The organism is Bradyrhizobium cenepequi, from assembly GCF_020329485.1.
In the GTDB taxonomy this organism is placed as follows: Bacteria; Pseudomonadota; Alphaproteobacteria; order Rhizobiales; family Xanthobacteraceae; genus Bradyrhizobium; species Bradyrhizobium cenepequi.
Genome location: NZ_JAGKJI010000002.1, coordinates 62088 through 81705 on the forward strand (window position 1 = coordinate 62088; position 19618 = coordinate 81705).

A 19618-nucleotide genomic window follows, 5' to 3' on the forward strand; every position below is an offset into this window, starting at 1 on the left:
GCCTATTTGTTGCAGTCCTTCAGATCCTTGTCTGAAATCGAGAACACCGCGTCCGCCTTGATCTCGATGTCGCGGACGAAGCACTGCTTGGCGCCGGCATAGCTCACCTTGGCATCGTAGCGTCCTGGCTCGACGTCGACGAGGCGCAGCCGTTCGTCGTGGTCGACTTCCTTGTCCTTGTCGTTCAGGGTCTGGTTGGGACCCCACTCGTTCTTTCCAACCGGCGAAAGCTCGAAGCCTGAGATGGTTGAACTGGTGAGATTCCAAAGTCTGATGCCTTTACCTTTGCTCTGCGCGCACAGTTCACCGGGCAATGCAACCAGCAAGACAACGACAGCAATCAACCCGCGTGGCATCGTGACCTCCCAAAGTCTCCTGAATAAGAGCAGGTCTCATATCTTTGCAAGCCGCCGCTGCACCAGGTCGGCCTTGATGTGGTTGATCTCGGCGGCGCTCCGTGTCGTGCGCGGTGTCGGGATCGGCACTTCCTGCAGAATCCTGGCCGGCCGCGCTGAGAGCAGGAACAGCCGGTCGCCAAGATGGACCGCATCGTCGAGGTTGTGCGTGACCAGCAGCGTTATCACCACACGGCTTTCCACGAGCGTTGCGATCTGCTCGCGCAGGTGCGCGGCGAGCGCGTCGTCGAGTGAAGCCAGCGGCTCGTCGAGAATGAGGAAATCCGGCTCGATTGCGAAAGCCCGCGCGAGCGCCACGCGGCGCGCAAGGCCGAGCGAGAGCTCGCCGGGGAAATGGCTGCGATGCTCTGTCAATTCCAGGACGTCGAAGAGTTCCGAGAGCCGTTTCTCGTCAATGGATGGCGCGGCAAGACGGATGTTGTCTTCCACCGAGCGCCAGGGCAGAAGCCGCGGCTCCTGGAACACCATTCCGAGCCGCGCCGCTGTTGGACGCGAGACCTTTCCCTGATAGTCGTGGTCGAGGCCGGCCAGGATCTTCAGCATCGTGCTCTTGCCGCAGCCGGAAGGGCCGACAAACACGCCGACTTCACCGGCTCGAAGCGAGAACTTGATGTCCGCGAGCACGTGGTGCCGCTCGCCCGCCGCACTCTCGAAATGCTTGCCGGTGATCTCGACCTCAAGCTGCACGGGGCCGCCACCGGGATGTACGAAGTTCGAAGGGCTGCACCAGCACCGTCTCGATCACGAGCACGACCGCCGCAAAGGTCAGCGAATAGGCGAGCAGGAGCGGAATGTCGAACAATTGGAAGGCGACGCCGATCTCGAAGCCGACGCCGTTCGGACGTCCGAGATATTCCGCGACCAGCACGATCTTCCAGACCAGCGAGAGCCCGGATCGCGCAGCGGCCGCGATATAGGGCCCGAGCTGCGGCAGGATCACGTGCCGGAACGCCCTCCCGCGCGGAATCGCGAACACGGTGGCCATCTCGTCCAGCGAGCGATCCAGCGCCCGCGTGCCCTCGCGCAGCATGACCACGGCGGTTGGCAGCTTGTTGACGGCGATCGCTGCGATCGCGGCGACCTCGGTGAGCCCCGCCCAGATATAGGCGAGCACGATGACGACAAGCGCCGGCAGATTGAGCAGCAGGATCAGCCAGGGATCGCCGATCCGGTCGGCGAGCTTGACGCGGCCCATCAGGTAGCCGATGGCGGCGCCCAGCGCCATCGCGAGCGTGAAGGACAGCGCCACCCGCGCCAGCGTGGCGCCGAGATTGATGAAGAGCGCGCCGCTTGCAGCTTCTCTGAGCATCACCGTCAATACCGCCGGCGGCGCCGGCAGCTTCACGTCGCCGATCAGCAGCGCAGCAATCCACCACGTCACAAGGAACAGGAGAAAGGAGAGGAGGCGCAGCACGGCTCAATCTCCTGGGATCGCGTGATAGAACGTGCCGGGCTCGAGCTCAGTCGCCGATCCCACCAGTCCGCTGCCCCCGATCTTGGCGAGCACCCGGTAGAGCACCTTTGCATCGGCCTCTTCGTCCGCGATCGGGCGGCGCGGAATGCCTTCGCGATAGCGCTCGCGATAGGCACGCAGCGTTGCAGCGTCCGCCGCGCCAGTCAACGGCGCGATCTTCTCCCATTCGTCGTCGGACTTCGTGAGGATCTCCTTGGCCGCGCGAGCCATCGTGATGAAGCGCTCGACCGCGTCGCGGTTCGCGTTGGCCCAGCCTTCGTCGAAGACATAGCCGACCATTGCGATACGGCCCTTGGCGCCGAGTTTCGGCAGGATGTCCTCGATACCGGCGACGCGGCGAAAGCCCTTGGCTTCCAGCGCTGCGCAGAAATTCCAGTAATTGACGACGGCGTCGACCTCGCCGCTAGCCGCCTTGGCCGCGAGCAGCGGCGGCGCGCCATAGACGATGGTTGCTCCCGATTTCAGGTCAAGGCCGTCCTGCTTCAACGATGCCTGCAGCAAGAGCCAGCTCTTGTCGATCGGCCCGCCGGCGACGGCGAGCTTGCGGCCGCGGAGATCGGCGAGCGAACGGATCGGCGAGGAGGTCGGCACCATCACCGCGCCGAGCGCGCTCGAATAGGGATAGAAAGCGAGCTTGGCGCCAAGCGTCCGCTCGCGCGACACCCACAGCCAGTCGGAGACCATGACATCGGCATTGCCGGCGCGGAGCGCGATCTTGCCTGCCTCGGGGCTTGCGAGCTCGGTGGCCTCGATCGTGAGATTGGCCTTCTTGTCGAGGCCATGTGCTCGGATGACCGCCAGTTCCCAGGCAAAGGTGCCGGTTTTCTGCACTGCAACGCGGATCGTGTCTGCGCCAAAGCAGGCGGCGAGTGGCGTCACCGCAAGAAGCGCGGCGGCCAGCAGCGTGCGAATGATGACACTCATCTTATTGAGCCGTTTCCTCGAACGTGTTCTTTTCTATCCCGTAGTCATAGCATAGCTTGCGTCATTGACAGCGGGAGGATGGCCATGATGCTCGCGGGACCGGTACGACCTATTGTCGCCGCTTTGATCGTGTTCGCGGCAACCGCGGCCACCGCGCGCGGCCAGGAGATCAACGATTATCCGACAGCCACCCGCGCGGAATACGTGTTCGGCTGCCTGAAGGCGAATGGCGAAACGAGGCACGCAATCGAGCAATGCTCGTGCTCGATCGACGTGATCGCATCGCTGATTCCCTATGACCGCTATGTCACCGCCGAGACGGTGCTCAGTCTGTCGCAGGTGAGGGGCGACATGGGCTCGCCGTTTCGCACGTCCGAGCAGGCGACCAATGCCCTCAACGATCTCCGCCGGGCCCAAGCCGAAGCAGAAGTCAGGTGCTTCTGAGACCCGCGCTCCCGTCCGTTCAACTATCCGAATCGATCTTCCATTCGTGCTCGAACACGTGGCCATCGGTGTCCTTGGCCTCGGCGCGGAAACGCTTGGCGCCATTCGAGACATAGGTGAAGCGGATATTGGGATCCTCGGAGATCGAGATTCCGCCTTCCATCTTCAGCACCAGGCTGTCGTCCTGCCAGAGCTGCAGCCGGTCGATATAGAAGGCAGGAATATAGAGCTGCGTCACCTGGTCCATTTGCAGGCCGGAATTGTTGGGGTGGCCGATCATGACCTGCGCCTCCCGGGCTCCGCTCGTGGAGCCCGCGCCGGACTTCGAGAGCTGCCGGTACCGTATCTGGCCGAGCCTGGCCTTGGCCTCCTCCGCATTCTTCAGTGCAGGCGCAGCGCAGCCACCGGACGCCTTTACGTAAGTCTTCACCACATAAAGCTTGCCGTCGGTGAGTTCGGCCACAGCATGGACGTCGGTGTAGTTATTGACGCGCACGCGGGTCGAGATTTCCGTGACATTGGCGTCCGACCCAAGCTCGAACTTCGCCGCCATGGGCGCCGGGTTCTGGTCGATGACGAGGGTAATCGCCCGCACGCGGCGGCCGTCATCGGGTGCAAGCTTGGTGCGCAGCGTCACCGGCACGATCGCGGCATCTTCCGCGCGGGCCGGCATTTCGATCGCGATCACGTTGCTGCCTTCGCCCATCGGGCGATTGTTGAAGATGTCCTGGACGAGGCCGGCCCAGGGATCATAGGCCTCTGCAGCTGCCGCGGGTGCAAGGCGTGCGCCAAACGCGATGATGCCGAGCAGGCCGGCGATAGAGAGCAGACGGAAAGGTGTTCCGAACATAACCGCGCTCCTCTCGGCGACGATAGAAGCAACGCCTCCACTATACGGCCTTGCCAAAACTATTCCCACTCCAATTCCGAGAATGCTGCAGTTGCGTTGCGGGCATTGTAGTCGTCGAACAGTTTCCAGCGCGGCCGCTCCGATGCCGCGGCGCTTTCGGCTGCCGCGGTGATCGGCTTGCCCTTCGCGATCAGCCTGCGCACGTCTGCTGCCAGCGTTTCGAGGTAGCGGCGTTCATCGGCCAGCGCCTGTGGCCATTCGCTCACAGGCCCGTGACCGGGAACCACGCGCTGTGCGGGCAGGGCGGCAAGGTCGCCAAGGATAGCGAGCCATCCTTTGATGCTGCCGTCCACGACGGGGATATGGCTGACGAACACGAGGTCGCCGGCGAACAAGGTCCGGGTCTTTTCATCGAACACAGTGAGATCGTTATCGCTATGCGCGGTTGGCCATGCTCTCAGCATAAGCGATCGTCCACCGAGATCGAGCGCGAGGCTGCCGTCGACCAGCATCGTGGGCGGCACGATGCGGACCTCATTGATCAATTCCGCGCCCATCATCCGGCGGAAGGCCTCGAGATAGAACTGGCCTCGTGCCGTGAGCGCGTCGGGAAGCTTCTTGTGGCCGACGAAAACGGTTCCATCACTTGCAAACGCCGCATTGCCGAAGGCATGATCGGGATGAGCGTGGGTGTTGACGACATAGCGGACCGGCTTGTCGGTGCGGGTGCGAATGGCGGCCAATAGTCGCCGTCCCTCGCGGACGCTGCCGCCGGTATCGATTACGGCAACGGCGCTGTCGCCGACGACGAATCCGACATTGGCGATCGCGCCGTCATTCTTGCCGGTCATCAGGGCGATCTCGCCGATATGCACGAATATTCCGGGCGCGACTTCGCTCACAGGCAATTCTTGCTCCTGCGCCCGCGCTAGGGTCGACAGGCACAGGAAAGCGACGAGCGCGATCAGTGAGCCGATACGAGCCATGTTTCCGCCCAAGTTCATGCGCGAAGCGGCATCGATTGCCGCGCATGCGCATCACGCCTGTTTGCGCTGCAGCACGCCAGGCGAGATCATCACGAAGCTGTTGCACGCCATGACCCGCCGGGCAATCTATGGTTAGCCCCAAAGAAGAAAGAGGAGGATGCGCGATGGCGGATGCCGGACTATATCGCCGCTTGTTACCGGCGCTGCTTGCGATCGCCGCGATGGCGATCGGGCATGGTGCCGCTCGCGCGCAGACCAACGAAAGCGGCGATCTCTCGATCGAGTTGATCGATCCCAAGATACTGCGCGTCTGCGCCGACCCGCGGAACCTGCCGTTCTCCAACGACAAGGGCGAAGGCTTTGAGAACAAGCTTGCCGAACTGTTTGCGCAGAAGCTGCAGAAGAAGCTCGAGTACAGCTATTTTCCGCAGGCGACCGGCTTTGTGCGGATGACGCTCGGCTCGCACCGCTGCGACGTCATCATGGGCTTTCCGCAGGGCGATGAACTCGCCCAGGGCACCAATCCCTATTACCGCACGGCCTATGCATTGATCGCGAAGCAAGGCAGCGGCCTCGACGATGTGAGCACTCTCGAGGACGGGCGGCTGAAGGGCAAGCATATCGGCGTCGTCGCCGGCACGCCGCCCGGCACCAATATGGCCGTGGCCGGCCTGATGGCGAATGCAAAACCCTATCCTTTGATGATCGACACGCGCATCGACTCTTCGGCGGAAGCGATGATGAAGGATATTGCCAAAGGCGAGATCGACGCCGGCGTGTTGTGGGGGCCCATGGCCGGATTCTATGCCAGGAAGAGCAATCCGCCGCTGCATGTCACGCCGCTGGTGAAGGAAACGACGGGCCCGAAGCTCGTCTATCGCATCGGCATGGGCGTGCGTCCGGCAGACCAGAACTGGAAACGCCAGCTCAATCGCCTGATTCAGGAGAACCAGGGCGAGATCAACAAGATCCTGCTCGATTTCGGCGTGCCGCTCCTGGACGAAAATGACCGGCCGATCGGCCCTGACACGGCGACGAAATCGCCATGAGGCGGTGGCTCACGAGCCTGACCGTTGCCGCCGCGGCGTTCGTCGTCGCGGCCGCCGCGCAGGAGCAGGTAGCCGAGCCGAAGGAATACCGTACGGAGAATTATCGCGCACCGGTTCCCGCGACGCTCGCCGGCGCGCGCGTGCTCTCGACCGCAGAAGCCGAGACGATCTGGCGCGACAAGAGCGGCGCCTTCGTCGACGTGCTGCCGCGTCCGCCAAAACCCGCCAACCTGCCCAAAGGCACCGTGTGGCGCGACAAGCCGCGGCTCGATATCCCCGGCAGCATCTGGCTGCCCGACACCGGCTACGGAAAACTCGCTGATGTAACCGAAGACTATCTTCGCCGCGGCCTTGAGCGTGCCTCGGGCGGCAACAAGGCAGCGCTGCTTGTGATCTATTGCCAGGAAAATTGCTGGATGTCGTGGAATGCAGCCAAGCGCGCGCTGGCTTACGGCCATTCCAACATCGCCTGGTATCCCCAGGGATCGGACGGATGGGAGCGCGCAGGACTGCCGCTCGCCGAAGCCGAGCCGGAGCCACGGGCGGGCGAAGAGAAATAGACTCCGCGGTTTCGCTTGAACAAAGCGGAGCCCCGATCCTGCTCCGATGAGGACCGAGGCTCCATCCGACAACTCACTGTTTCTTGAGATCGGTGATGGTCTTGGCGCCACCGCCTTCGGCGGCAGAGAAGGTCACTTTGTCGCCGGCATGAAACGGTTCAAGCTTGTTGGTGTCTGTCACCTTGAACTCCTGGACTGCGCCACTGCCTGCGCCGACCGTGCCGCTCTGCGTCTGCTGAATTGAGATCGTGCTATTCAGCCGATCGATCTTGGTGATCATCCCCGTCACATTTTGCTGGGCCAACGCCGCGGTCGCGAGGACGCTAACGGCCGTCGCGCCAGCCAAGATGATCGTTGCCTTTCTCATCAAAAACTCTCCCGGTTTCGAGATGACCTAGACCACAAGAGGCTGGAATCTCAATTGGTTCCGGAACTAATCGCCCGGAACCGATCACAAAGGCAGCGATGGTGACTTTTTTGCGCCGGAACTGCGCTATTCCATCTCTTGCTGAATGGTGCGGCCAAGCGCGAACAGGCGCTGGTCGATCGTTGTCGGTACTTCGCAGACAAATCTGACCACACGTTGGCGGTCCTCGAAGATCCGCGTTTCCCACAGGAGACGGTTGCTGAGTTCGTCGACCTTGGACTGATCGGGCGAGGACGCGCTCCGCAACGCCTGCAGCGCGAGCGTGTCTTCGCGGATTTTGTCGGCCGCCTCGCGTTGCTTGCGCGTCACCCGCTCGATTCCGCTCATGACCGAGGAACGCTGAGCGTTGAGCGAATCAAACAAGCCGGCGAACAGCAGCTTGCCGGCGGTGGTCTTATCAGCCGCGGAAGCCGTGAGGAAGTCGGTGATTGCCTTTTGGGCATCATCAAGCGGCGTGCGCCGCGCCGCCAGTTTCTCCACGAGCGCACTGATCCTGGCGTTCTCCTTCCACTTGTCCTGGACGTCGTCGAGCGGCGGTCCCGCCCATACCGCTGCGAGCGAAATCTCCGGCACCTTGGCCTGCGTGCAGGGCCAGTCGGGGTAGCGCGGATCGGCGGCACGACCGATCCCGGTCGATGCCGCAAGGACAAGCAATGCTCCGATCGCAATCCGCCCGATCATGTCTCGCCTCCGGCAGGCCCGCGCCGTGCCAATCCGCGCGAGGGATCGTAGGCCAGGATCGCGCCGATCATGAAAACCGCCGTACAGCCGGCGACGACCGCGAGAGAAATCCAGTTGGTCTGACCATACAGCGCAAAGCGGATCAATTCGACCGCATGGGTGAATGGATTGAGCTGGCAGACATAGTAAAGCATCGGACTGCCCTCCTGCACCCGCCACAGCGGATAGAGCGCGGATGAGGCAAAGAACATCGGAAAGATCACGAAGTTCATGACGCCGGCAAAATTCTCGAGCTGCTTGATGCCGGAGGAGATCAGCATTCCGAGCGCCCCCAGCATCAGCCCTGACAGCACCAGTGCCGGCAGCACGGTGAGATAGCCGATCGGCGGCGGGGTGATGTCCCACAGCCACGCGATGACGAGGAAGGCATAGACCTGCAACAGCGAGACCGCGGTGCCCGCCAGCAGTTTGCAGAACAACAGGTAGCCGCGCGGCAGCGGGCTCACCAAGAGCGTGCGCATGTTGCCCATCTCGCGGTCGTAGACCATCGAGAGCGAGGACTGCATGCCGTTGAAAAGCTGGATCATCGCCATCAGGCCCGGCGCGATATAGACCTCGTAGAGGATGTAGGTCTCGTAGGGCGGGATGATCGAGATGCCCAGCACCTGGCGGAAGCCGGCCGCAAAGATGAAGAGCCACACCAGCGGCCTGACCAATGCCGAGACGAAGCGCTCGCGTTGATGCAGGAAGCGCAGCGCCTCGCGCCAGACGATGCCGTTGAGGCAGGTGAGGTATTCGGCAAAGGAAAAGCCGCGTCGCGACGGCGTGACGGTGATGGAGCTCATGACGCCTCGCTCCCGGCTTTGTCCACGGCGCCGGTCAGGCGCATGAAGGCGGTGTTGATGTCCTGCGCGCCTGTTTCCGCGATCACGCGCGACACCTGGCCGCGCGCCAGCACCTTGCCCTGATGCAGCACCACGAGATCATCGCTTGCCGTGATCTCGTCGAACAGATGCGTGGCCCAGAGTACCCCGATGCCTTGCTCGGCGACGAGCTTCCGAACGTGGTTAAGGATGTCTGAACGGGCCTTGACGTCGAGGCCGACCGTCGCCTCGTCCAGCAGCAACAGGCGCGGCCGGTGCAGCAGCGCACGCGCGATCTCCAGCCGGCGCATCTGGCCGCCGGAGAGGTCGCGCACCTTGCTGCCGGCACGGTCGGAAAGCGCGATGCGCGCCAGCACCTCGCCGCTGCGCAAGCGCGCCTCGCGCCGGCCGATGCCGTGCAGGGCGGCGTGATAGAGCAGGTTCTGCGTCACCGAGAGATCGAGGTCGAGCGTGCGAGGCTGGAACACGACGCCGAGAAGTCGCAGCGCCTCGCCCGGCGCGCGGCTGATATCATGGCCGAAAATGCCGATTCGTCCGGCCTGGATGCCGAACAACCGCGTGATCAGCGAGAACAGCGTGCTCTTGCCGGCGCCGTTCAGGCCAAGCAGCGCCGTGAAGCTTGCCGGCGCGACGTCAAAGCTCACATCGATCAGCGCGCGGCGCGCACCATAGGAATGGTTGACGCCTTCGATCGACAAGGCGGCCACACCGGCAGAATCGTGTCGGGCCGATATGTCAGGCGATGATTTGTCAGCGATGGGTATCTCGGTTGCTGTCATTGTGGTGCAATCGTAACGCCCCAGGGAAGTTCGCCGACCTGAATGGTCTTGGTCACTTTTTGCGCGGCGACGTCGATGACGGAGACGTCGTTGGATACGCCATTGGTCACCAGCAGGTATTTTTCGTCCGGCGTGAACGCCATGTGCCACACCCGCTGTCCGACCAGGAGATATTTTGTCACCTTGTGACTGACAGCGTCGACGACCGCGACGCGGTTGGCGGGGCCGAGTGCGACGAAGGCGGTCTTGTCGTCCTTGGTCATGCCAATGCCGACCGGCTGGATCGCCTCGCTGCGCAGGCCGGGAATGCTGAAGGTGACCTTGCCGGTCACCACGTGCTTGACCGGATCGATGATCGACACCGTGCCGCCGATCTCGGAGGACACCCATAATTCCGAGCCGTCATGCTTGAACTCGGCAAAGCGCGGCCGGGCGTCGACCAACACATTAGCCACGATTTGGCGCGTCGACGTGTCGATGAAGTGCGCCATGTTGGTGGTCTCGGAGGTGTTGATCAGGATCTTGCCGTCCGGGCTGATCGTCATGCCCTCCGGTTCGACGCCGACCTGCACGTCGCCGATGCGGGCGCGCTTCTCGAGATCGATCACGGTCACCGTATTGTCGTTCTCGTTGGCGACATACATCACCTTGCCCGCGGCATCCTGGGCGAACAGTTCCGGATCTGGTCCGGAGGGCAGCGTGTCCACCACCTCCTGCTTCTTGGCGTCGATCACCTGGATGGTGTCGTCGTCACCGACCGCGACCATGACGAACTTGCCGTCGCGGCTGAACTCGATGCCGCGTGGCCGCTGGCCGACCTTGATGGTTTTTGTCACCGTCCAGCTATCGGTGTCGATCACGGAAACGGTGTTGCCTTTTTCGTTGGAGACATAGGCCATGAAGGCGGAAGCGGGTGCGGCGGCCGCAAGCCAAAGGACCGTTCCGGAAACTAGACAGCGGCGCCACATGCGCGATCTCTCCTTCACTGCAGCTTGCATTTTGTCTCGGGACGGTCGACGCCGAGCGTGTCGAGCTCGGAGACCTGGTGCAGGAAGCCTTCCTGCGGTGACACCGAGACCACCATGCGTCCATCGACCAGAAGGATCGGTTGGCGAAGCTGCTGGTTCCAATTCCGCAGCGTCAGCCGCGTGCCCTTGAACGCGGCTACCGAGAAATCCGGTCCTTTGAGGAAAGCAAACAGCTTCTTTGCATCGCCCGAGTTCGTACGCGAGGCGGCTTCACCGATCATGCGCGTGGCGGTCCAGGCCTGCATGTCGAGCGCGGTCATGCGCCGCGAATTCAGTTTCACGAAGCGGTTCTGGATCTGGATCGCGCCCCATTGATCCTGCGCCGCGTCCCAGCTCGTGGGCACGAGCCCCGCCGAGCCTGCGACCGGCCGTGGGTCCCAGGTGCGATAGGGCAGATAGGACGCGAAGACCTCGCTTTCGTCGGCGGCGACCAGCACGTCGTGGGCGGGGATCTGCTGGGTGAAGACCGGCATCTGCCGCTGGATCAGCGTCACGCCGCTATCGGTGCGACGCGCGCCGCCGGTATCCTCGAAGGTCTTTTCCTGCACGATCTTGGCGCCGAACCGCGTCGCGGCGCGGCGGAGCGCATCGGCATAGAGCTTGTCCTTGTCGTGCGAGCCGACCACCAGGAACCAGCGCTTCCACTGCTTCCATACCAGGTATTGCGCCAGCGCATCCGCCAGCATCGAGCGCGTCGGCGCGACGTGGATCACGTTGGCGCGGCAATCCTGCTCGCGCAGCCGGTCATCGATCGCGCCGGCGTTCAGCAGCACCGTGCCGCGATCGCGCAGCGCATCCGCCGCTTGCAACAGCCCATCCGGCGGAAGATCGGCGATGATGAAGCCATTGCGATCGGCAAGCGCCGTCGCGGCCTTCGCGACGTCCTCGCCTTCCTTGAGCCGGACCTCCTCCAGGTTGAAGCGCTGGTTGAGGAATTTTCCGGTGGTGTTGTTATCCTCGATCGCAAGCCGCGCGCCGGCTACGCCGTCATTCTCGGCGGGCTGCTCGACCAGCGATAGCTTCTGCTGAACGCCGGCACGGCCGAGATAGCCGATGCCGATCTCGACCGGCTCGGCGGCACGCACGGGCATCGCCATTGCGACCAGACCGATTGCGGCGACCAGCCATCGGACCATGTTTCCTCCCAACGTCTCCTCGCCTTGACCCGGCGATGGAGATACTCTTGGCATGCAAGATGACTGAATTGTCCTGGCTTGCAACCCCGCATTTTGTCGTTGCGACGCTCTCGATTCCGCACGATCACGATCATGAGAGCGCCGTTTGCCGTCGCGGCGATGACGTTGTCCGCCGCGCCTGCATACGCCGTTTGGCGAAGGCACATCGGGCGCGGCAACCACAATGAAGGTGATTCAGGCCGTCAGCCGCGCGGCGTGCCAGCGCAAGTGATCGCCCATGAAGGTGGAGATGAAATAGTAACTGTGGTCGTAGCCTTCCTGGCGTCGGAGCAGGAGCGGAATATTTGCCTGCGCGCAGGCCTGTTGCAGCAGTTCCGGGCGAAGCTGTTCCGCGAGGAACGAGTCGGCATCGCCAACATCGACCAGCAGATCGGAAAACCGTGCGCCGTCCTCGATCAGCGCCACCGTGTCATGCTTGCGCCATGCATTTCTGTCGTCGCCGAGATAGCCGCCGAGCGCCTTGATGCCCCAGGGCACCTGTGATGGCGCCACGATCGGCGCAAAGGCGCTCGCGGCGCGATAGCGGTTGGGATGGCGCAGTGCCACCGTGAGCGCACCGTGCCCGCCCATGGAATGGCCCATGATCGATTGGCGCACGCGATCGGCAGGGAAGTGCGCGGCAACGAGCTGCGGCAGTTCCTCGGTCACATAGCTCCACATCCGGTAGTTCTGGGCAAACGGCTCCTGCATCGCGTCGACATAGAAGCCGGCGCCAAGCCCGAAGTCATAGGCGCCGGCGGGATCGCGGGGCACGCCCTCGCCGCGCGGGCTGGTATCGGGTGCCACGAAGATCAGGCCGAGATCGGCGCAGGTGGCGCGGTATTCGCCTTTCTCGGTGACATTGGCGTGGGTGCAGGTCAGGCCGGAGAGATAGAAGACGACCGGCAGCTTCGCGCCCGCCGGATGCGGAGGAACGTAGACCGAAAAGGTCATCTCGGTCTTGGTCTCGCGGCTGGCATGCTTGTACACGCCCTGGATGCCGCCATGGGATTTGTTCGTTGAAACAGTTTGAATCGTCATCTCCCGGACTCCGGCGCTGTGCTTTGTTTGCGCATGATCTTTTCGGAAAGCCAGCGCCCACTTTTCCGGATCATGCGTGCGCGATCTTCAGGCGACGCCGCTCTCGATCGCCAACCGCACCAGTTCGGCCGAGGTGCGCACGCCGAGTTTCTGGCGCATGATCGAGGAGGTGTTGGCGACCGTCTTGTAAGAGGAATGAACCAGCCAGGCGATCTCGGAGAGCGTCTTGCCGGCGCTGAGCAGGCGCAGGATCTCCATCTCGCGCGGATTGAGCTTCGACAGCGGGCTCTGCGCCGCGGCGGGGCCGGCAAAGGCGACGCGGCGGGCGATCGCGGGCGGCAGATAGACGCCGCCATTGCCAACTTCGTGGATCGCCTCGACGAGATCGCTGGGATCGCCGGTCTTTGCCACATAACCCTTGGCGCCGATCTCGATGGCGCGGGCGGCGAACGCCGGATCGTCGTTCATGCTGAACATGATGATGCGCGCCGAATCGTCCCGCGCCAGCATCCGCCGCGCCAGTTCGAAGCCGGAGACGGTCGGCAGATTGATGTCAATCACGGAGATATCGGGACGTTCGGCGACAAAGACGCGTTCGCCGCTTTCGGCGTCCGATGCTTCGAGCAGCTCGATCTCCGGTTCATCGGCGAACACGGTGCGGCAGCCGGAAGCGACGATCGGATGGTCGTCAACGATCAGAACGCGCATGCTTGAAGTCCCGGATAGCTGCGTCAGTCCGTTGCTGCACCGCATCAGATTACATGAACGCCGCTTCCCGCGGGTGTGCTCATGCATCTCCAGCGCGATTGCTGTACGCTTCGATTAGACAGACGCGGTATTTGTCTGTCAACGCTCCTCTTGATTGAGGAACCGAATGCAGGTGATCGTGGGCAAAGGCGATGTGGCAGAAACTTTCCTTGCGCGGGCGGATCAACCTGCTGCTGGCGCTCGTCCTCGCGCTCGGTCTGGCCATCAACATCGCGCGGCTTGTCGTGGAGGCCGGCCCGCGGGTCCAGGCAGAAGACCAGAGCGTGATCCGCCTCGCGCGAGAATTCCTGACCACGATCGTCGCCGGGTTGAACGAGGCGCCGGATCCGGACGCCCGGCTCGACGAGATCGTTCGCGACCTCAGCCGGCTGCGTCACGTCAGCATCACCCGCCAGGATGGCGCGACAGCAAAGTCCGGAAAGGACGAGGCGACTGACAGCCGCGAGGAAGCGCGATCGCCGCCGGCCTGGTTCGTCGCGCTCGTCCATCCGGAGACAACTTCCGTTAGCGTGCCGATCTCCATCCGCGGCAGATCGGAATCGCTCGTGATCACTTCGCATCCGAATGACGAGATGGCCGAGATCTGGGATGGCATTGTCACCCAGCTCGCGGTCGGTTCCGCGATCGTCGTTGTGCTCTTCCTGATCGTCAGGAGTGTTGTCGGCCGCGCGCTGGCGCCGCTCGAGGCGCTGTCGCAAGCCATGGCGAAGATCGAGGGCGGGCAATACGATGTTCGCGTGACGCCGGGCGGCGCGCCGGAACTCGCTGCGACCTGCGCCAAGCTCAATCACCTCGCGGCCACGCTCGGCGAGGCGATCGAGGACAAGCGGCGGCTCGCCGAGCGCGCGGTCTCGCTGCAGGACAGGGAACGCAAGGAGATCGCGCGCGAATTGCACGACGAGCTCGGCCCGCATCTGTTCGCATTGCGCGCGCATGCAGGTGCCTTGATGCGGCTGTCGGATGCGCGCGAGGCAGGTCCGGATCATGTGCGAAAGCACGGCGGGGCGATGCTGGAGCAGGTCAATGCGCTGCAGCAGTTCACCCGACGGATCCTGGAGAAGCTGCGGCCGGTCGGCCTTGCCGAACTCGGACTTTACGAGGCGCTCTCTGCCTTGTTCCGCCTCTGGAAGGAATCGCATCCGGAGGTCACGATCGAAACCAGCATTTCGCCTTCCCTCGGCGAGACCGGAGAGACCGCCGATCTCACGATCTACCGCGTCGTCCAGGAAGCGCTCACCAACGCCTTCCGTCACGCCGGCGCGACCGCGGTCAAGATAACCGTCGAGCCGGCGGAACAGCCGGACAGCGTGCGGGGAAATCGCGGCTGCGCGCGGGTGCGGGTCCGCGATAACGGCCGCGGCTTGAGCCCGGACCACCAGTTCGGCTTCGGCCTCACCGGCATGCGCGAGCGCCTGTTGGCACTAGGCGGCTCGCTGACGGTTTCGTCCGCCGACGGGGTGACGGTGGAGGCGCTGGTTCCTACGGGAGCGCGCTCCTAACTCTGATCTTGCGGTGTCGCGTCCTAGACGACGTGAAAGTTGGATACTGAATCGTTTGCGAGCTGCGCGATAAGGTGCAGCTCCCAATCGATATAGGCCTGCATTGCAGCCGCCGCATTGTCCGTCCCTTCATAGGGACGCTTGTAGACATCATCGGGTTGCGAGATCCATGAATGTCGATCCCGCTCCAGCGGCCGACCACTGCTGATCCAGGCTTCCGTTCCGCCTTTCAGTACGGCCACGTTGCGTCTTGTGGAGGCGATCGCATCTGCAAGCGCGAACAAGGCTTCATCGCCGTCGGCGCTAGTGAGAATGATCGCTTCCTCGCCGGGCAGTTGCGGCAAATCCTCGGCGAAACGCGACGCCAGTACGAAATGCGCGCCAGGGATATGGCCTGCGGCATAAGCGGGGCTGCGCGCCAGATCAATGACCGTCCAGTTGTCGCGGTTGGCGATCAGCTCCGGCACGTCGATCGCGGGGCCGGAGGCTGCCGGCGCCGGACGGCGCGGCGGCGGGGTGCCGGTCTCGGTCGCCTCAATCACTTCCGGCCCGACGATGTGAGCCTCCCAGCCCATCTGGACCAGCCAGGATGCGGCCATGCGTGCGCGAACGCCGTCGTCATCGAACAGCACCAGCCGCGATCCGCGTACAGCGACCCATTCGTCCGCGGCCTGTACGAGCTGCCCGCCAGGTGCCGAGGCGAAGCCGGGCGGATGTTCGCGCTGATATTCCTCCGGCGTTCTCACATCGAGCAGATAGAGCGTGCGTTCATTCGCTTGCGCGAGGAAGAGATCGAATGTGTTGCGGTCAAGGCTCGGAACGCCGACGCGCTCGGCCCATTGCGCCGCGCTGGCGAGCGCTGCCGGATAAGTCGCTTCGGGGCGTTGCATGAACCGGTCGGTTCGGCCCCGTTCGACATCATGTCCGGCCAAGGTCCAGCCGATCGTGCCGTTTCGTAGCGCGAAAATCTTGTTCGGAAGTCCCGCATTGATGAGCGATTGCGCGCCGATGATGCTGCGCGTTCGGCCGGCGCAATTGACGATGATGGTGGTGCCGGGCGCGGGCGCGATTTCCCTTGCGCGAAACGCGAGCTCGCCGCCGGGGACGCTGACGCCGCGCGGAATGCTCATGGTGCGGTATTCCTCGAAACGGCGCGCGTCGAGCACGATCAGATCGGGCTCCGTCTCGATCAGGGCCTTGACCTCGTTCGCGGGCAGAGACGGGGTGTGGCGGATCGCCTCGACGAGTTCGCCGAACGCCTTGCTCGGCACATTGACGTCGCGAAAGACCTCGCCGACCGTTCGATAGGCTCCCAGGCCGCCGTCGAGGATCGATACATCCGTATAGCCGAGCGCCGAAATGCGTTTCGCCGCCCGCCCGGCATATCCTTCGCCGTCGTCATAGACGACAATGGGGGCGCTGAAGCGCGGGATCAGATCGAGAATACGTAGTTCGATCTGCGAAAGCGGCAGGGAGACAGCGAAGAAGGGATGCGCCAGCGAGTAGGGGCCTTCCTCGCGCACGTCAAGCAGCGCCACCTCTTCGCCAGCGCGCCAACGCCGGCGCAATTCCGTAGGCGTCATGAGTGGCGCGGTATCAGACCGCTTCGGCTGCGTGCCGGAAATTGGCTTCATTGGAGTATCCAGAGGGGAATTCAGGAGGATCGGCATATAGCAGATGTTGGCGATAGCCGACGGCTCCGGTCCCGATGGGTCGGGAATTTTCCCGAAACTTTCGGGAACAGTTGCAGGTAGCGCATAGCTCATTCTGCACTCTAATATCATTCAACCGGCGACAACAGCCGGACGGTGGGTGGAGCGGGTGGACAATGGGGATGCGGGTGCTGCTTGTCGCATCGGTTGCGACGGGGGTTGTTGTTGTGGGGAACGAGACCGGCTTTGCCCAGGGCGCAGGGCAGCAGGTCGAGACATTGCCGCCCGTCGAGGTGACGCCTAGAGACCGCGCCAGGCGCGGCCGGCCTACGACGACTCCCGTTCGTGCGCGGCAAAGATCGCCAAGAGTGGTGTATGTCCCGACCGCGCCGACGCCGACCTCGGATTCGGCTGCGACGGTCGAAGCGGACAAGGTGCCGGCGGCAGTCAATGTCGTCGACAGCAGAGAAATCGCGCGAACAGATTCGTTCAATATCACGAATGCGCTCGAACAACGCGTGCCGGGCATCAGCATCAACGAGGTTGCCGGCAATCCCTTTCAACCGGACATCCAGTTCCGCGGCTTCGTGGCGTCTCCCGTGGCAGGCACGCCGCAGGGCCTTGCGGTCTACCAGAACGGGGTACGGATCAACGAAGCCTTCGGCGACACTGTCAACTGGGACCTGATTCCGACCAGCGCGGTCAGGTCCATAGACGTTGTGACCAACAACCCGGCCTTCGGTCTCAACGCGCTCGGCGGTGCGGTCGTCGTACAGATGAAGGACGGTTTTTCCTATCAGGGCGCCGAGATCAACACCATGGGCGGCTCGTTCGGCCGCATCCAGGGGTCTGCGCAATGGGGCAAGCAGATCGACAATTTCGCCGTCTATGGCGCGCTCGAGGGCCTGCACGACAACGGCTTTCGTAACTTTTCTCCGTCCGACATCCGTCGCTTCTACGGCGATGTCGCCCACAAGACCGACGTCAGCGAATTCCATCTCAATATCGGCCTCGCCGACAACAAGTTCGGCGCGGCGGCGACGGTGCCGGTCGAACTGCTGCAGCGATATTGGGGCGCGACCTACACGACACCGCAAACCTCTGCCAACAAGGTCGGCTACTTCAACCTGACGGGAAAGGTGGAGGCGACGCCGAGCTGGACCATCGAGGGCGCCGCGCATCTGCGGTTCTTCAAGCACAGGACGCAAGATGGCAACCCAACAGAGACGGAGCCCTGCGAGGCCGATGCGGGGCTACTGTGCTTCAACTCAGATGACGTCCCCGCAAACGGATTGAATGGCGTCCAGCTCGCCAATCCGTTTCCGGCGGGCTCGGTGCTTGGCGAGAACGACCGCACCACGACGAAGTCGACCACCGCCGGCATGCAACTCCAGGCGACAAATGAGGATCAGCTCTTCGGCCACGATAATCGTTTCACGATCGGCGGCAGCTTCGATTCCAGTGTCACAAACTTCACCGCCAGCGCCGAACTCGGCACCATCGGCCCCAACTACGTCGTGAGCGGCAGCGGCATCTTTCTCGGCCAGTCCGGCGATCCCGTCTCGATCGGTCCGGTCTCGCTGCGCACAACCAATCAATATACCGGTATCTATGCGCTCGACACTTTCGACGTGACGAAGGCGTTCTCGATCACGGCGGGCGGCCGCTTCAACGATGCGCGCATCAAGCTTCAGGACCAGATCGGCACCGAACTGAACGGCTACAGCACCTATGACCGCTTCAATCCGATCATCGGCGGCACCTACAAGATAACACCCGAGTTGACTGCCTATGCTGGCTATTCCGAAGCCAACCGCGCGCCGACGCCGCTGGAGCTGGGCTGCGCCGATCCCGCGCGCCCCTGCATCGTTGCTGCCTTCCTCGTGTCCGATCCGCCGCTGAAGCAGGTGGTCTCGCGCACCGTCGAGGCTGGCTTGCGCGGCACCAAGGAATTGAACATCGGTACGCTCTCCTGGAAGGTCGGCGGCTTCCGCGCCACCAACAGCGACGACATCCTCGCGATTCCAAGTCCGGTGCTGCAGGGCTACGGCTATTTCCAGAATGTCGGCTCGACGCGCCGGCAGGGCATCGAGGCCGAGGTCCAGCTCGAATCATCCGCCCTGCAAATGTATGCCAGCTACGCCTTTGTCGACGCGCGCTTTCTCGATGCTTTGCAGATCGGCTCCAACAGCCCCTTCGCCGATGATGATGGCAATATACAGATCCTGCCCGGCAACCAGGTTCCCGCGGTTCCCCGTCACCGCATCAAGGCCGGCTTCGACTATGCGCTCACCGATCAGTTCAAGGTCGGCGCGGACGCGATTTTCGTCAGCAGCCAGTATTATGTCGGTGATGAGTCCAACCAGGCACCGAAGCTGGCATCCTACACCGTGTTCAATGCCCACGCCTCCTACCAGCTCACCAGGAATGTCCAGATCTATGGCCGGATCGATAATCTCCTCGACAGCCGCTACGCAACCTACGGCACCTTTTTCGATACCGGCGATGTCCCCAATTTCCCCGCTGGCGGCACGGAGTTCACCGATCCGCGCTCGGTCAGCCCAGCGCGGCCGCGCGCCTTCTATGCGGGAGTGCGGGCGACGTTCTAACCCCAACGCATATAGGCCGCCCAACCAAGGGCAAGCGCCGCGCTGATCCAGACGAAGATGATGACAGCCATTGCGGCGCGGCTGGCCGGAGGCGAGGCTTCGCTCGCCTTGGCGCGGCACTCGATCATGATCTCCCGTGGGACCAGCGCTATCACCAGCCAGATGCCGAGCGGCACGAGGACGAGATCGTCGAGATAGCCGATCACCGGAATGAAATCCGGAATCAGGTCGATGGGCGAGAGCGCATATCCGGCGACCGCAACGGCGAGCAGCTTTGCGTACCACGGCACCCGCGGATCGCGCGCGGCGAAATAGATGGCACGACTGTCCCGCTTCAGCGAACGTGCCCAGGTCTTGATGGCGTCGAGCATT

At 63.2% G+C, this 19618-nt stretch carries 22 protein-coding genes; 6 read left to right on the forward strand and 16 right to left on the reverse strand.

All coding sequences use genetic code 11. From position 1 onward, the window contains the following. Positions 1-2: 2 nt before the first annotated feature. From J6497_RS03625 to J6497_RS03640, 4 genes are read right to left on the reverse strand one after another with little or no spacing between them, the layout of a single operon-like run. Positions 3-356: a hypothetical protein gene (locus J6497_RS03625; RefSeq protein WP_225702858.1), complete on the reverse strand. Its 354-nt coding sequence runs from the start codon at positions 354-356 to the stop codon at positions 3-5. A gap of 36 nt (positions 357-392) precedes the next feature. Then, positions 393-1103: an ABC transporter ATP-binding protein gene (locus J6497_RS03630; protein ID WP_225702859.1), complete on the reverse strand. Its 711-nt coding sequence runs from the start codon at positions 1101-1103 to the stop codon at positions 393-395. Continuing rightward, positions 1093-1830: an ABC transporter permease gene (locus tag J6497_RS03635; RefSeq protein WP_225702860.1), complete on the reverse strand. Its 738-nt coding sequence runs from the start codon at positions 1828-1830 to the stop codon at positions 1093-1095. The genes J6497_RS03630 and J6497_RS03635 overlap by 11 nt, the downstream gene beginning before the upstream one ends. Before the next feature lie 3 nt (positions 1831-1833). Further along, positions 1834-2814: an ABC transporter substrate-binding protein gene (locus tag J6497_RS03640; protein WP_225702861.1), complete on the reverse strand. Its 981-nt coding sequence runs from the start codon at positions 2812-2814 to the stop codon at positions 1834-1836. An 84-nt stretch (positions 2815-2898) separates the two neighbouring features. Between J6497_RS03640 and J6497_RS03645 the strand changes: the two genes are divergently transcribed. Continuing rightward, a complete protein-coding gene (locus J6497_RS03645) occupies positions 2899-3258 on the forward strand; it encodes a hypothetical protein (RefSeq protein ID WP_225702862.1) in 360 nt (119 codons plus the stop codon). A gap of 19 nt (positions 3259-3277) precedes the next feature. On the opposite strand, the gene J6497_RS03650 is transcribed toward J6497_RS03645, so the two are convergent. Further along, positions 3278-4108, reverse strand: a complete 831-nt coding sequence (locus tag J6497_RS03650; protein ID WP_225702863.1) for a quinoprotein dehydrogenase-associated SoxYZ-like carrier — start codon at positions 4106-4108, stop codon at positions 3278-3280. Between the two features lie 59 nt (positions 4109-4167). Continuing rightward, positions 4168-5094 carry a quinoprotein relay system zinc metallohydrolase 2 gene (locus J6497_RS03655; RefSeq protein WP_225702864.1) on the reverse strand — a complete coding sequence of 309 codons (927 nt, stop codon included), beginning with the start codon at positions 5092-5094 and terminating at the stop codon, positions 4168-4170. Here J6497_RS03655 and J6497_RS03660 point away from each other — a divergent pair. From J6497_RS03660 to J6497_RS03670, 3 genes are read left to right on the forward strand one after another with little or no spacing between them, the layout of a single operon-like run. Then, positions 5093-5230, forward strand: coding sequence for a hypothetical protein (locus J6497_RS03660; RefSeq protein ID WP_225702865.1), 138 nt, complete (start codon positions 5093-5095; stop codon positions 5228-5230). The two genes, J6497_RS03655 and J6497_RS03660, sit on opposite strands and share 2 nt — an antisense overlap. Positions 5231-5258: 28 nt before the next feature. Then, positions 5259-6143: a substrate-binding domain-containing protein gene (locus J6497_RS03665; RefSeq protein WP_225702866.1), complete on the forward strand. Its 885-nt coding sequence runs from the start codon at positions 5259-5261 to the stop codon at positions 6141-6143. Next, positions 6140-6703: a PQQ-dependent catabolism-associated CXXCW motif protein gene (locus J6497_RS03670; protein ID WP_225702867.1), complete on the forward strand. Its 564-nt coding sequence runs from the start codon at positions 6140-6142 to the stop codon at positions 6701-6703. Before J6497_RS03665 ends, J6497_RS03670 begins: the two co-directional genes overlap by 4 nt. Before the next feature lie 73 nt (positions 6704-6776). Here J6497_RS03670 and J6497_RS03675 read toward each other — a convergent pair whose 3' ends face one another. The 8 genes from J6497_RS03675 to J6497_RS03710 form a co-directional block, all read right to left on the reverse strand. Beyond that, positions 6777-7070, reverse strand: a complete 294-nt coding sequence (locus J6497_RS03675; protein WP_225702868.1) for a copper-binding protein — start codon at positions 7068-7070, stop codon at positions 6777-6779. Positions 7071-7196: 126 nt separating this feature from the next. Continuing rightward, positions 7197-7811, reverse strand: a complete 615-nt coding sequence (locus J6497_RS03680; protein ID WP_225702869.1) for a hypothetical protein — start codon at positions 7809-7811, stop codon at positions 7197-7199. Further along, the gene (gene pedC / locus J6497_RS03685) at positions 7808-8656 is read right to left on the reverse strand and encodes a lanthanide ABC transporter permease protein PedC (RefSeq protein ID WP_225702870.1); all 849 of its coding nucleotides are present in this window, start codon (positions 8654-8656) and stop codon (positions 7808-7810) included. Before pedC ends, J6497_RS03680 begins: the two co-directional genes overlap by 4 nt. Then, complete coding sequence (gene pedB / locus J6497_RS03690) at positions 8653-9474, reverse strand: lanthanide ABC transporter ATP-binding protein PedB/LutE (protein WP_225702871.1); 822 nt, start codon at positions 9472-9474, stop codon at positions 8653-8655. Before pedB ends, pedC begins: the two co-directional genes overlap by 4 nt. Beyond that, positions 9471-10442 (reverse strand): YVTN family beta-propeller repeat protein, encoded by a 972-nt coding sequence (locus tag J6497_RS03695; RefSeq protein ID WP_225702872.1) that lies wholly within the window; start codon positions 10440-10442, stop codon positions 9471-9473. The genes pedB and J6497_RS03695 overlap by 4 nt, the downstream gene beginning before the upstream one ends. Before the next feature lie 14 nt (positions 10443-10456). Beyond that, positions 10457-11638 carry a lanthanide ABC transporter ABC transporter substrate-binding protein PedA1 gene (gene pedA1 / locus J6497_RS03700; RefSeq protein WP_225702873.1) on the reverse strand — a complete coding sequence of 394 codons (1182 nt, stop codon included), beginning with the start codon at positions 11636-11638 and terminating at the stop codon, positions 10457-10459. Between the two features lie 234 nt (positions 11639-11872). Then, positions 11873-12718, reverse strand: a complete 846-nt coding sequence (fghA, locus tag J6497_RS03705; protein ID WP_225702874.1) for an S-formylglutathione hydrolase — start codon at positions 12716-12718, stop codon at positions 11873-11875. An 87-nt stretch (positions 12719-12805) separates the two neighbouring features. After that, positions 12806-13426, reverse strand: coding sequence for a response regulator transcription factor (locus tag J6497_RS03710; RefSeq protein WP_225702875.1), 621 nt, complete (start codon positions 13424-13426; stop codon positions 12806-12808). A 191-nt stretch (positions 13427-13617) separates the two neighbouring features. Between J6497_RS03710 and J6497_RS03715 the strand changes: the two genes are divergently transcribed. Then, the gene (locus J6497_RS03715) at positions 13618-14985 is read left to right on the forward strand and encodes a histidine kinase (RefSeq protein WP_225702876.1); all 1368 of its coding nucleotides are present in this window, start codon (positions 13618-13620) and stop codon (positions 14983-14985) included. A 23-nt stretch (positions 14986-15008) separates the two neighbouring features. Here the strand turns inward: J6497_RS03715 and J6497_RS03720 are convergent, their stop codons facing one another. Next, entirely contained in the window at positions 15009-16619 is a 1611-nt protein-coding gene (locus J6497_RS03720; RefSeq protein WP_225702877.1) for a rhodanese-like domain-containing protein, read from the reverse strand. A gap of 194 nt (positions 16620-16813) precedes the next feature. Between J6497_RS03720 and J6497_RS03725 the strand changes: the two genes are divergently transcribed. Next, a complete protein-coding gene (locus J6497_RS03725) occupies positions 16814-19246 on the forward strand; it encodes a TonB-dependent receptor (RefSeq protein WP_225702878.1) in 2433 nt (810 codons plus the stop codon). On the opposite strand, the gene J6497_RS03730 is transcribed toward J6497_RS03725, so the two are convergent. Further along, positions 19243-19617 carry a YkvA family protein gene (locus J6497_RS03730; RefSeq protein ID WP_225702879.1) on the reverse strand — a complete coding sequence of 125 codons (375 nt, stop codon included), beginning with the start codon at positions 19615-19617 and terminating at the stop codon, positions 19243-19245. The genes J6497_RS03725 and J6497_RS03730 overlap by 4 nt on opposite strands. Position 19618 lies beyond the last annotated feature (1 nt).